This window comes from Candidatus Neomarinimicrobiota bacterium, assembly GCA_034716895.1.
GTDB lineage: Bacteria > Fidelibacterota > UBA8477 > UBA8477 > JABMPR01 > JABMPR01.
The window spans coordinates 1-13753 of record JAYEKW010000098.1 but is presented as its reverse complement, the minus strand read 5'-3'; the positions used below and the strand labels follow the sequence as shown (position 1 = coordinate 13753).

General features: G+C 46.7%; 13 protein-coding genes. 1 reads left to right on the top strand and 12 read right to left on the bottom strand.

Going from position 1 to position 13753, the window contains the following annotated elements:
- From U9Q77_06295 to U9Q77_06240, 12 genes are all read right to left on the bottom strand, one after another.
- Window positions 1-178, bottom strand: a 178-nt coding sequence (locus tag U9Q77_06295; GenBank protein ID MEA3286969.1) for a HypC/HybG/HupF family hydrogenase formation chaperone, incomplete at its 3' end; no start/stop codon positions are given.
- Window positions 179-242: 64 nt separating this feature from the next.
- On the bottom strand, window positions 243-2516 hold the full coding sequence (hypF, locus tag U9Q77_06290) for a carbamoyltransferase HypF (protein MEA3286968.1): 2274 nt from the start codon (window positions 2514-2516) through the stop codon (window positions 243-245).
- Between the two features lie 178 nt (window positions 2517-2694).
- Window positions 2695-3507, bottom strand: a complete 813-nt coding sequence (hypB, locus tag U9Q77_06285; protein ID MEA3286967.1) for a hydrogenase nickel incorporation protein HypB — start codon at window positions 3505-3507, stop codon at window positions 2695-2697.
- Between the two features lie 231 nt (window positions 3508-3738).
- Complete coding sequence (locus tag U9Q77_06280) at window positions 3739-4074, bottom strand: hydrogenase maturation nickel metallochaperone HypA (protein MEA3286966.1); 336 nt, start codon at window positions 4072-4074, stop codon at window positions 3739-3741.
- Window positions 4075-4428: 354 nt separating this feature from the next.
- Window positions 4429-6816, bottom strand: a complete 2388-nt coding sequence (locus tag U9Q77_06275) for a S8 family serine peptidase (protein MEA3286965.1) — start codon at window positions 6814-6816, stop codon at window positions 4429-4431.
- A gap of 307 nt (window positions 6817-7123) precedes the next feature.
- Window positions 7124-7747 carry a rhodanese-like domain-containing protein gene (locus tag U9Q77_06270; protein ID MEA3286964.1) on the bottom strand — a complete coding sequence of 208 codons (624 nt, stop codon included), beginning with the start codon at window positions 7745-7747 and terminating at the stop codon, window positions 7124-7126.
- Between the two features lies 1 nt (window position 7748).
- Complete coding sequence (locus U9Q77_06265; protein MEA3286963.1) at window positions 7749-8339, bottom strand: YeeE/YedE thiosulfate transporter family protein; 591 nt, start codon at window positions 8337-8339, stop codon at window positions 7749-7751.
- Between the two features lie 9 nt (window positions 8340-8348).
- On the bottom strand, window positions 8349-8858 hold the full coding sequence (locus tag U9Q77_06260) for a YeeE/YedE thiosulfate transporter family protein (protein MEA3286962.1): 510 nt from the start codon (window positions 8856-8858) through the stop codon (window positions 8349-8351).
- A 133-nt stretch (window positions 8859-8991) separates the two neighbouring features.
- A complete protein-coding gene (gene nrfD, locus U9Q77_06255; protein ID MEA3286961.1) occupies window positions 8992-9933 on the bottom strand; it encodes an NrfD/PsrC family molybdoenzyme membrane anchor subunit in 942 nt (313 codons plus the stop codon).
- 104 nt (window positions 9934-10037) lie between these two features.
- Complete coding sequence (locus U9Q77_06250; protein MEA3286960.1) at window positions 10038-10571, bottom strand: 4Fe-4S dicluster domain-containing protein; 534 nt, start codon at window positions 10569-10571, stop codon at window positions 10038-10040.
- On the bottom strand, window positions 10568-12814 hold the full coding sequence (locus U9Q77_06245) for a molybdopterin-dependent oxidoreductase (protein MEA3286959.1): 2247 nt from the start codon (window positions 12812-12814) through the stop codon (window positions 10568-10570). Before U9Q77_06245 ends, U9Q77_06250 begins: the two co-directional genes overlap by 4 nt.
- Window positions 12811-13275: a MerR family transcriptional regulator gene (locus tag U9Q77_06240; GenBank protein MEA3286958.1), complete on the bottom strand. Its 465-nt coding sequence runs from the start codon at window positions 13273-13275 to the stop codon at window positions 12811-12813. Before U9Q77_06240 ends, U9Q77_06245 begins: the two co-directional genes overlap by 4 nt.
- 207 nt (window positions 13276-13482) lie before the next feature.
- On the opposite strand from U9Q77_06240, the gene U9Q77_06235 reads away from it, so the two are divergent.
- The coding region (locus U9Q77_06235; protein ID MEA3286957.1) for a cytochrome C at window positions 13483-13753 on the top strand (271 nt) is incomplete at its 3' end.

The window sequence follows — 13753 nt, the reverse complement described above, 5'->3', positions numbered from 1 at the left end:
CCTCATTTAGGACTGATAAGGCAAAGCCGGCATGGACGATGGTGTATTGACCAATTTCAATTTCCGGTACATACTCCAGACAAGCCTTACTTACAGACCCGGCAAAATCAATATTGCCCATCTTGAGACCGTTTTCATCAAATACTTCTAATAATTTTCCGGGGATGGCAAGACACATATATCTATTCCTAATATTTATGTGATAAATTAACAGTCTAATTTGACATTAAGTGCGAATCAATTTACTTCTGCAAGTGGTTTTGACCAATAGCTACTTGGCCCAAGGCTAACCCACCATCATTGGTTGGAACTTGACGATGAGTGTAAACATCAAAATGGTTTAGCTCCAAAGCCTGGAACAGCCCCTCAAAGAGCAACCTATTCTGGAACACACCGCCGCTGAGAACAACTTGGTTTAACTCTGTTTCCTGTCTGAGTTGATTAGAGATATGGACAAAAGTATGTATCAAACTATGATGAAACCATTGGCTCAGGGCTTCGATTGGCTGGGCTGAATTAATTCTGGGGACCAACTCATGCATAATATGAGAGATGGATATTATGTGTAGTCCCTGTCTTTCAATAAGATTAAAATTTGTGTAATCTGAGCCCAGTTCGTTGTGAGCGGATTGCATAAATTCAATAGCAGCCTGAGCCTCGTACCGGATTGTCTGGCGGCCACCTGACAACGCCGCGACTGCATCAAACAAACGTCCACAGCTACTGGTTAATGGTGAGTTTAGCCCACGTTCGATTATCTGAATAATTGGTTCTATATTTTTTCCATTCAGCATGGGGATGTCAGGGAGATCTGATCCAAAACTGTGGTGAAGATAACTGAGACCGGTTCGCCAGGGGGATTTGATGGCTGCTTCACCACCGGGTAAGGGCATAGGCTCAAAATAAGCTTTCCGCTCAAACCCTTTAAAATCCCCAATCAGGAATTCACCACCCCAGATGGTTCCATCAGTGCCGTAACCTGTTCCATCCATGATGATGCCGATAACAGGCTCATTCAAATCATTCTCAATCATGCATGAAGCAAGATGAGCATGGTGATGCTGAACTCCAAGTAATGGCAGGTTTTGTTCTTTGGCCCACTTGGTGGACAGATATTCAGGATGAAGATCATGGACGATCAGGTCTGGATCTATCTCAAAAATACGCTTCAGATGCTCAATGGTCATCTGGAAGAATTCATAAGCCTCCAGATTCTCCAAATCACCAATATGCTGACTCAGAAAAACCTTATCATCTTTTGAGAGCGCTATGGTATTCTTTAATTCGCCACCAACTGCCAGGACGGACGGTCCCTTACGCTTTAAAAAGACCGGGCGGGGGGCATAACCTCGGCTACGACGGATGGGACGGATTTCTCCAGCCATTTCCATAATGACTGAATCATCACTGCGTAGATAGATATCCCGGTTATGCAATAGAAAGTAATCTGCCATATCACCAAGACGCTCCAGAGCCTCATCATTACCAATGCAGATGGGTTCCTCACTGAAATTGGCACTGGTCATAACCAACACATCTAAAGATTTATTTAACAATAAATGATGCAAGGGAGTATAAGGCAGCATGATCCCCAAACGATCATTACCAGGAGCAATATTGGGTGCCAGGTTATTAATGTCTATGATCGAAGCCAGTAGAATGGGTGCCTGGATCGAGGAAACAGCCTGCTTTTCTGCAGCACTGAGTTGGACAAATTGTTGGGCGGTGGCCAGGTCACGTATCATCAGGGCAAAGGGTTTCTCATCCCGACCTTTAGCCTGGCGTAAATGGGCTACCGCAGCCTTGTTGCGTGCATCGACAGCCAGGTGAAAACCACCCAGACCTTTGATGGCCAGGATCTTTCCTTGAGTGAGTAATTGGAGTGCTTTGCCGATGGGGTCTTCTGCATCCAGTCGTTTACCATGCGCATCGGTAAGCCAGACATGGGGACCGCAGGTTGGACAGGCATTGGGTTGGGCATGAAAACGACGATTCAGCGGATCCTCATACTCTGCTTGACAGTCCGGGCAGAGCGGAAAATCCTTCATTGAAGTATAGGGTCGATCATAAGGAATATTTTCAATGATAGTGTAGCGTGGACCACAATTAGTGCAGTTGATGAAGGGATATTTATAGCGCCGGTCAGCTGGATCAAAAAGTTCCTGGCGGCAATCTTCACAGAGAGCTACATCCGGTGCAATCAGGGTTGAAACTGCAGCATTTGATTGTGAAGTGATGATGATGAAATGCTTATCCTCGCCCAGTTGAATATCCTCGGTTTCAACTGAGGTAATCGTGGAAAGTGGTGGTGCTTCAGAACCTAGGCGTTGGTCAAATTCCAAGTGCTGTGCCGAACTTCCCTGAAGCTCGATCTTGACACCCTCTGAAGTATTTGAAACCGAACCAACAAGTCCGATGTCACGAGCCAGGTTATAAATAAAGGGTCGAAACCCAACCCCTTGGACAATTCCGTTAACTGTCAGTCTGCGTCTATTGTGTTTTATGGTTTTTTGCACTTGGAAGTTTTTTACGAGTGACCATCATGAGTACGGCACTCGCAAGTTGGAGATTGCTTTGTCACTCCGTTTCTCGCAAAGACGAAAATTACGATATTTATTATTGCTAAAAACCGTTCAGCCAATTCGTGCCATTAGCGAAATTCAAGGTTTCAGTATTTCTCAAGCATGTCCATATTTATTTCTTGATGTTCTCGCGGAGCCAGGTATACCAGGCATCCATACCTTCACCCGTGGTAGCTGATAATTCAAAGAATTCCAGATGGTGATTAACCTGGAGAGCGTATTCCTTGCACTTTTCCACATCAAACTGGACGTAGGGGAGTAAATCAATTTTATTGATGATACAGATGTTAGCGGTGTCAAACATGGTGGGATATTTGGCCGGTTTGTCCTCGCCTTCAGTCACACTGATGATTACCACGCGAGTATTTTCTCCCAAGTCAAACAGAGCAGGGCAGACCAGATTTCCTACGTTTTCAATGAAGAGGACAGAATCATCTTTAAGCTGAAGTTCTTTGTAGGCCGTATGGATCATATCGGCATCGAGATGACAGCCATTCCCTGTATTGATTTGGAGTACTGGTGCTCCCGTAGAAGCTACTCGGTCTGCATCGTTCATGGTTTGCTGGTCGCCCTCGATCACGGCAAAAGGGATATCTTTGATCTCAGTCAGCGTTTTTTCCAGCAGGGTGGTTTTGCCTGAACCAGGAGAACTTACCAGGTTGATGGTATAGACATTCTTGGCTTCGAAATACCCCCGGTTGCGTTGGGCCAGCAGACTATTCTCACCCAGGATGTCCTGCTCAATGGCGATGGTCCGGTTGTGGGAATGATCATGGTCATGAGTGTGAGGATGCTCATGATCGTGGGTATGGGTCGACCCATCAGCATGTGTGTGGGTGTGCCCCTCGCCATGATGATGGTGATCCCCATGTTTTGTAAACGTTACTGCTTCATCGCCAACACCGCATCCACAACTATCACACATATCTTATCCTTTTCTTTATTGCCGCAAAGGCACTAGACAGCACTTAACTTTTAGCGGGCTTGGTGGCTAAGGCTTTCATGCTATTCATTGGCAGCAACTGCTTTAAGTTTACGCTCACAACCATGTTTGATCTCATTTTCTCAGCCCTGACACTCTCTGCGACTTTGCGACTCTGCTTGTCATGGCGAAGCTTTGCGAAGACAGACGAGAGACGCTTTTTATAAACTGGAGTTATTCATTTACAGTAACAGCTTTGAGCTTCAATTCACGTCCCTGTTTGATCTCCACCTCGTAGCTTTCGCATTCTGGACAGAGCGCCATGAAGCTGTCGATCTCAAACTCAGTATCACATTTAAGACAGTGACCTTTACCGGCAATTTCGTTGATCACCAGCTTCGAGTTTTCTGCCAGGGTCCCTTTGCAAACCGAATCATAACAGAACTGGAGTGAGTCTACCATGATGCCAGCTAATTTGCCAACATCCAGCTCGATTATAGAAATTGATGAAGCACCATCCTGCTGAGCCTCTTTACAGGCAATATCTACAATACTCATGGCGATGGACATCTCGTGCACAGAACCTTAGCTCCTCTTTATTCCAAGAATTACAATGGCAATAATAATGCCTTTCATCTGCAGTTCAATAGAATATACACGTTTCAAATGAAAAACAGGTAACCGCAAAGTGCGCAGCGCGAAGGTTGAAAAAGAAAGCGGCAAGAGGTCAACGCTTCTTCCTATGACCCGAGGTACGCATTCTGAGGATGAGCCGAAAATATATCAGCGATCAATATTTTCTGGTGAACCCTCTATTCAGCAAACTGATAAAAATCATTCCACCCATGGGTCCCAACTGATTCAAGTGGAGTCCACAAACCGCTCAAATCATGACTTAATAGAGGGCTTTTTGTTAAGCATGGATCAATCCAAAATAGCAGCAACCAGAGTGATCACATCCTGAACATTAACGGATCCGTCAAGGTTATAGTCAGCAGCAAAAACGGCGTTCCCGGTCAGCGTGGAAGTACCTAATATGTGCCCGACCAGGAGCACCACATCCTGGACGCTGATCGAGCCATCAAGGTTCACATCACCTGGTATGAAAGCTGATTCACCAGCATAAAAGATCCTGATATCATCAACAGCAGCTTCCACCAGAGAACCTTCCCCTGAATCATCAGCAATGAAGCGGAGTTGGATGAAACTGGGGTTATCAATGTAATTCTTTACTAGAAATTGTTTTTCGATCCAGGAGTTGTCAGCCTGAGTAGTCTGTTCCAGAGTAATCCAGGCTTCATCCAGATTACGGATCTGTACTTGCCAGCTGTCTGTCCCGGGATTGAACCCCAGATCATTGCTGTACCAGCGCCAGTAACTGACAATGGGTGATAGCCCTGGAGCGATGGGGAAAAGAGGGCTTTCCAGGGTCGTATGTCCGCCATCTACATCACCTGCTCCGGCATTCTCACCTGTAAATTCTGCATTTGCAGTAACAAAACAGGTCGTTCCGCTGCCGGTATGGTCGTCTTCCGGTTGTACCGGATCACTTGCTTCCCAGGTTCCAACAGGATCTTCCCGCACCCAGATGCCGGCACTGGCATTATCACCAGTAACCCCTAGAGACCAACCCTGATCAGCTTCGACATCATCAAAGCTGATAGTGGTAAAAAAACCCAATGACCCAACCAGGAAAAAATGGGGAAAAGTCGGGGCACTAAGGGGATGAAAAGCCTCGTTACCATCACCATCGACAGCATGAATGTAGTATTCCACCACTGCTCCACCTTCCTGAGCGGGAATATCAGCTGTCCAGATGCCGAGTGTATTCTCAATCATTACCAGATCGGTGAAAACACTTCCGGAGATCGAATAAGACAGATCCACTGAGAATGTAGCTCCCTCAGCGGCAAAGATTTCGACTGAGATGGTTGTGGGGTTATTGGGGTCAGTGATATTCACCTGGGGTGTGTGGCTGATATTGAAAGCTGTTAAAGCTTTTAATGCATTAATCCGCAGACCCATTTGAAGGCTGCCAACATCGTCACCATCGATTAGGCGATTTTCCAGGTCCTCTACACTCATATTGGGAAATTGTGATTTGATTAGAGCGGCAATTCCGGCAGCCAGTGGTGTAGCCATGGAGGTGCCATCCCAGGCATCATACTGATTGTTGTGAGCCGGATTCTCTGGATCAACACAACTCCAGATACCGGTACCAGGTGAACACATGTCCACCCATGACCCATAATTTGAAAAGCTGGCGCGATTGTCTGAGGAATTGGTGGCGCCCACACAGATAACACCATCATTGGCTCCTGGGTAATGAGGTGATGAGGAGCCGTCATTGCCGGCAGCAAACAGGACGAGGGCATTTTGAGTATTTCTGGCATATAAAATGGCACTTTGAATGGTGGTGGAACTGCCACCACCACCCCAACTATTGCTAATAATATGGGCACCGTTATCGGCAGCATAGATGAGAGCATTTGCCGCAGCGGCATCTGAGGTCCAGGGAAAGATCTGGCAAGCCATGATCTTTGAATGATGGGAAGCCCCGGCAATACCGATCAAATTATTGGTGACACCTGATGCAATGCCGGCACAGTGGGTCCCATGATCTTCAGCATTCCAGGTGTGCCAACCCCACTGGTGGTTTACATCACTATTGCCAGAACTGAAATCCCAGCCGTAAATATCATCGATCTTCCCGTTGAGGTCATCATCAATCCCATTGTCAGGGATTTCGTTGGGATTGTTCCAGAGGTTATTAATAAGATCTGGATGGTCTGTGTCCACACCGGTATCAATTATGGCAATGACAACAGTGTCGCTTCCGGTCTGGATATCCCAGGCTTCCGGTGTATCTACAACAGGATGGTGCCAGGATTGACCGAAATAGGGATCATTGGGTATGAATTGGGTATCGTAAAGCTCGCGAACATACATGGGCTCGGCGTATTCGACTTCAGGCAGGGCTGACAATTCCTGCGTAATTTCCATGATATCCGGATTGGGTACGATATCAACGACAAATATTCGTTCCAAACCGTAGGGGTCAATATCCTTGCGCATGATCACCGGAAAAGCAGTTGAAATATTGGTATAATCGCTGGCAGTGAGTACCTGTTCGATGGCAGTAATATCCAGGATCTGCAAAGCATCGCTACGAGTGCCTGGCGTAAACGATTCTGTATTTAATTTGAGGAAGAATTTATCCGTGATCAGGGGGGTATTATCCTGGCTGAAGGCGAAGGTGCTCAGGGTGATCAATAAACTGAGCAGGGTTAAATGGCGAGTCAGTAAACGCATATTTTATAGATCCTTTTTGCGAGGGTGTCATTGCAGTTTTGCATATCACATTAGGTACATCTCAGGGTCTATTATCGCAATATGAAGTTGGGGAGTTATCATATTGTCATTTATGGTAAATGTGGGGCAATGTCTCCAGGTTAGTCTTCCTGAGACAATAAGGCAATATCTCTGGATTAGTTTTCCTGAGCAACGCGAAGGATCTCTGATTGGCAGTAGTTCTGTGCCCAGGCTCTGAGATTCTTCACTCCGTTTCACTCGTTCAGAAAGACAAAATGGGGCATTGTATCTGGGTTAGGCTTCCCGCTTAGCAACCTCCTGCTGGTGCTTTTTTCTTTTTCTTGCGAATGACCCTGGGTTTATCAGCTTTAGTCTTGGCTGGTGCAGTTATAGCGACCGCACCTCCACCACCCAGAGCACCACTGGCGGCTTTGCGAAAGTCATATTTTGCAAATTCCTCATCTGAAGAAAATACAGAGGGTACCTGCGGATTCATGATCGTATCAAACCAGTAATTGAGACCACCCTGCATGACGTAGTTATTTTCAAAGCCCAATTGACGCAGGATCATCCAGGCTTGATGTGAGTTCAGAGTCCCATTGGAGTAAAGTACATTCATTTTGATACCCTGATCCAGCATATCCCGATGTTCATCTTTCAGGATCACCGATAAGGGAATATTGACCGCGTTCTCCAGATGATAGGTCTGGAATTCATCTGGTGAACGGACATCGATCAACTGTAAACTGGGATCTTTGGAAATAATCCAATGAGCCACATCGTCAGCAGAGACCATCTCTGCAGCACCCTGAATCTCGATCAGCATGTCTTCTGCCGTCAATTTGTAAGGCTTGGTTGTGTTCTCTGGCACCATGGCGATTACCACTCCCAGCAGGAATAGTCCTAGGAAAATGATATTTCTGGTTGTCATATCAATACTCCTCTCTGGGCCATTTTTTCTCAGCCAGTTCGCCCAATTTGAACATGACCAGGGCTGCGATGATGACAAGAAAAGTCATAACACCACCAGATATGCCGAGAAAGTCAGAAACTTTTAATGGTCCGAATGAACCAGCCATATAAAAATCTTTTAACAGTGGATAGCCTTCAGCGAAGAAAAAGATTCCTAGAAAGATCCCACCAATAAATACCATGGCATCGATCTTTCCGATTGCTGCTGCACAAAAGCTGGTACCGGGACAAAACCCGCCAATGATAAATCCAGCTCCCATGATGGCACCACCGGCAATGGCGCTCCACAGAAAAGTGGGGTTGACATAGATCAAACTGAGATCGATCCAGCCAAACAGACTGAAAAAGAGCAGTCCCAACATGGCGGTGATAGCTCCCGTGAAAAATACTTTCAAGACAACTGTATCATAGCCGTAGAACATGCCAGCCAGTTTACGACTGGATGAAAATCCAGCCTGTTCCAACGCAAACCCAAATCCAATTCCAATCACAAAGGCGATGAATAGATTCCAGTCCGCTCCAATGATTTCCTGAGGTACAAGAGGTCCCATAATTGACTCCTAGATCCAATTTTTTCTAAAAAAATATGCCAGCGCGAAAGCGGTTCCAAAAATGGCCATCATGGATACAAATCCAGCGACGGACAGGCTTGCCATACCAGTGAGTGCTGAGCCACTGGTACAGCCTCGTCCCAATTGGGAGCCAAATCCAAACAGGATGCCCCCCATGGCAGCAAAGATCAACCTCCGGTTGGCGGTAATCCCTGGAAAATGTTCTACCTTCCACTTGAGGCGTCCGGAAAGAGCACCGGAAAGGAAGCCGCCAACCAAAACACCAATCATTTCAAAGACCAGCCAGGATTTCATGGGTGATTTTCCTTCACCGGTGTATTTGGCGTAATATTGAGAGTTTGCAGCATGCTCAGGAGCGACAATATCCACTGCTGACACAACCACACTTTTCACAGCACCACTGGCTCCCAGACCGCGACCTGAGAAAAAGAAGGCCATGAGCAAAACCATTCCCAGCAGGACACCTGCCAGGTAGGGATTCATGTACTTTGTTTTCATTTTCAATTACCTCAATTCAACTTCATTTTAATAGTTTAGCCACCAGGACACAAAATCACGAAGAGACACAAATACGATTATTATAAGACTTCGTGTCTTCGAGACTTCGTGGCAGAAAATTCATAGGCACTTTCTAATACAACCAGCGGCTGGCCTGTCCGGCACTGACGACAATAAATCTCAGAGCCAGGTTGCCGGCAATGATGAGCACAACAGGTACGATGGCCGGAATGAATTTGTGTTTCAGCTCAAGCAATTCCAGACTCACCGGGAGCACCAGTCCCAGACCAACTACAAAAGTCCAGAAAGGAACGGTATAGGCACCACCCAGAAACATCTGGGCAGCCTGGATATGAACCTGGGTGCCAGCTAGATGACCCATAAAGAGGTGGACGATCATAAATAACTCGATACTAATTAGCATGACGTCGATACGGGTGAATAAACGTTTTTCAATCTCAGTTTTGGAAAAATAGGCAATCAGAGCCGCACTGGCGGAAAGTCCGGAGGTCAGGAATAAAGGACCCAGGATGCTGGTATTCCAGAAGGGGCGAGCATTGAAAGCAGATAACAATATGCCGGTGTACATGCCGAGAATAATTGATAGCAGGATCAGGATCTGAGCTAAAATTCGGCGCTGTTCCTGGAGCCATTTGATGACAGTCTTCACTGCATCGAATTTCCAATCCCATTCAGGAAAAATATCTTCCATCCAGATCGCCACCCATGCAATAGAAAGGGGGGTGATGATCATGAGGGTCCAGGCTCCCCAGGACATGGGTGATTCCCACCGGATGTTGGTGAACAGCTGCCAGGCATAGAGTACATGTGACAGGTCAAGCAACAGGGAGATCAGGCCGATCCCAATTAAAAAGGGAACAGCCAGAGGCATCCATTTTACTGCTATGGGCAATTCATCCTGCCGATCACGCAAGGTGAAGTAAGCTGAAAAGATCAGGATTCCTGCGGAGAGACCTCCCAGGAACAAATATAAGGGGATCTCCCAACCCCAGACGTGAAGCACCGGATCGATCTCCGGGTTCATCCGCCCACTGGTGATAATTTCTTCAATCATATTGCATGCATCCTTAAACTTTTATTAGCCACTAAGACACGAAGTCACAAAAAAACAATCATGTGCTTTGTGTCTTTGAAACTTTGTGGCGGTAAGTATTAACATCATAACAAGTAGAAAACTTTAGGATCAGTACCGGCTTCAGGGATCAGTGATTTCCACTTCCTGGTTGCCATGGCTTTGGAGATGTCACTGTTGGGGTCATCCAGATCGCCAAAGATCATGGCGTGGGTGGGACAAACCGAAACACAGGCTGGGTTCTGACCTTTTTCAACACGATGAGCACAGAAAGTGCACTTATCAATATACCCCTCGGGGTGAACAAAGCGGGCATCATAGGGACAGGACGTGATACAGGCTTTACAGCCGATGCATTCACTCTCTTCCACCAGTACAATACCTCCGGCTGCATAATGGCTGGCTTCTGTGGGACAGGTTCTCACACAGGGGGCATTGGCGCAATGGTTACAGCGTTCAGAACGAATCTCCAATTGTAGATCCGGATAGGTTCCGGTGGTCACTTCCACGATCCAATCGCGACAGTGTCCAATGGGAACATCATTTTCAGTTTGACAGGCCACCACACAATCATTACAGCCCACACATTTTTTGGTGTCTACAGCCATGGCATATCTCATGAGGCTACCTCCTTGCCTGCTTCAAAGCGGAAGGTGATAAAATTGCCCCGCATACCGGTTCCACCCATCACTGGATCAATATGAACCCGGGTGATCAGATCAGCATCACTGGCTCCACGACCATGGGCACGGGTCAACTTGTTACTGGTATGGCCAAAACCATGAACCATGTAAACACTATCAAAGCGGATACGCTCGGTAATCCGTACTTTGATCGGGGTTTTGCTAACGATACCATCCTGGTTTTCCAGCCAGACATATTGATCGTTTTTCAGATCCCATTCCTTGGCAATTTTCGGGTTAACCCAGACACTATTCTCATCCATGAGATCCGTCAACAGAGGGTTGTTGGCAGTCCGGCTGAATGTGTGCATGGGTGCCCGTCCATAGATCAGACGATAGTAGCCGTAGGGTGGTTCTTCATGGGCTGTGTATTTGGGAAGCGGGTCATAGCCTTCATCTTCCATAGCCGTGGAAAAGAGTTCGATTTTCCCAGTATTTGTGTAAAACTCAAAATCATCCAGATTTTCCATGGGATAGAGGTAATCATCCGTTTCACGCTGGTATTTCTTAACACCCAGCCGCTTCATTTCGGTCAAAGAAGTGCCGACCTGTTTTAATTCCCAATCCAGTTTCTCTTCGATGTCTTTCCAGGGGAAGTAGTGACCCAGTCCCATTTTATCGGCGATACCCTTAGCCATCCACCAGGCTGGTTTGGTATTATATTTCGGATCAGCTGCTGGCATCCTTAAGGCAATAGTCGGTTCCCGGTGAGGACCTACCCGGATATTATCATAGCGTTCCAGATAGGTGCATTCCGGCAGGATCACATCAGCATAACCGGTGATCTCCATGGGCATGGTATCCACCACAACCATCAGATCCAGGGCATCAATGGCTTTCAAAGTATTTGCCTGATCAGGGAGGGTGTGGATCAAATTGGTTCCGTTAATGATCCAGGCTTTGAATGAGCAATCCCTTTCAGTTGTTGGTACGGTGGCATCGCAAATGCCTGAAGCCAGGGCTAGTCCAGCCAGTTTATATTTACCGGGAAAGGCATCTTTCCAGGAGCGAGCCGGTTTCGGGAAGGCCGGGTGCGGAAAGGATTTCAGGGGCACTTTTGCCGGATAGAAAAATCCACCGCGTCGTCCCCAGGATCCCAGTATGGCATTCAGCATGGCTACGGCTCTCAAACGCTGAGAGTCATCACCATACCAGGTAACATGGCGCCCTGGATGAATGATAACTCGCGGGCTGGCGTTGGCCATCTCTCGAGCCGTTTCGCGGATCACCTCAGGTTTGATAGTAGTGAACCCATAAGCCCATTCAGGGGTCATTTGAGCTACATGGGCTTTTAGATCTTCAAATCCGTAGGTGTATTTTTCGACATATTTCTTATCGTAAAGATCTTCATTGATGATCACATGCATCCAGGCTAGTAAAAGAGCCATATCAGTAGCGGGTTTGATAGGAAGCCAGAATTTGGATTTGCTGGCCACAGTTGAGAAACGGGGATCAACCGTAATGATGGAAGCACCCTTTTCAGTCGCTTGGGCAATCTCCTGAACCGGCCCGTTGTGCATATTTTCTCCAAAATGAGAACCGATCAAGACCAGGCAGCGGGTATCACGGATGTCAACGCGTTCTGGTGACTGGACACCTTCCCCAAAGGTGGCAATAAACCCGACTTCACGTGGTCCCCGGCATTGGGCATAAGAGGGTGCTGCAATATTTTTTGACCCATAGGCTTTGAGTAGATCACCGAAATACTTACCGCCGGAACCATGGGTAAAAAGAGCCACACATTCAGGACCGTGTTCCTCGGCAATCTTTTTCAGCCCATCCGCAATGAGGGTGAAGGCTTCATCCCAACTGGCTTCCCGGAAGACTTGTTTTCCCCGTTCACCAGTACGGATCAATGGTGTTTTTAGACGATCTTCATCGCTGTACATGCCAACGCCACCGGTACCACGAGGACAGAGACGACCATTTGAATGGGGGTCATCATCGTTACCAGTGATCTTCCATATTTTACCTTTATCATTTGTGTGTACCCACCCGGCACACTTCCAGAAACAGATCTCACAGTAGGTGGGTGTCCGTTTGGAATACATACCCGGATGGACATCAGGTGCCAGGATTTCTCCTTTTGAGAAGTCAAACAGTGGGGTGGCAAAAGCCAGACTTCCCGCACCCACACTGGCAATTTTGATAAATTCGCGGCGATTCATTATTGGTTTCATGCGTTCTTCCAATGTTCTTTTAAAAATGATTTCATGTTGTGACAGGTAGTAACTTCGAGGTAGGCCGGGCATTGAGCACAGTCTTCTTCTTGACATCCCTTTGCTTTGGTTTTGACCACCCAGCACGGTTCCAGGGCATGTTCATAAGCATCGCATCCAGTCCGGTCCGATTCACTGCAGCCTTTGATAGCCCAGCAGGGAGCCATGGACAGGATGGCTTTAATACCAGCCAGGTTAAAACCACGTTCTTCGATCATGGTGCGGATGCATAGCAATCGTTCAATATCTACCTGGGAGTATAGGCGTCGTTGGGTGCTGGTACGCTGAGGCAGGATCAGACCTTCTGTTTCATACATTCTTAAAGTATGTACAGAGACACCGATCAGATCAGCAGCTACTCCGATGGTAAAAACCGGACGGGTTTTGTCTGAGAGGCGGTCTTGTATTTGTGAGGCGATCATAACATTTCTATATTTGGGAATATAGGTTTGCTAGATATGTGCCATTTTACATAACTAAAATTAACAGCTAGCCAGAGTATAATATGTTATACGATAAATGTTAAATGGCATGTATATTGTTTGCAAAGAGCATGTGCTTTGGAAATGAATTATCCGCCTGCGCATATAATTCTTCCGTAAATATTGATTATCAGAGGAGCCGATTATATGAAACAAACTGATTTAGCCGCTGGTCTGGTTTTGACCCTGTTACTAAGTATCCAAGCGATGGCGACTACAGCAGATCATACCAAATTTGAGATATTGCAACAGGAGTTTGCATCCGGACCTGAAGTAACCAAGGCTTGTCTCAGCTGTCACACTGAGGCATCCATGCAGATCCATAAGACTAAACATTGGACCTGGGATGTTACCTCGCATCAGGATCAGAATCTGGGTAAACGTCATGTGATCAATAATTTTTGTGTTGGCGTGCAAG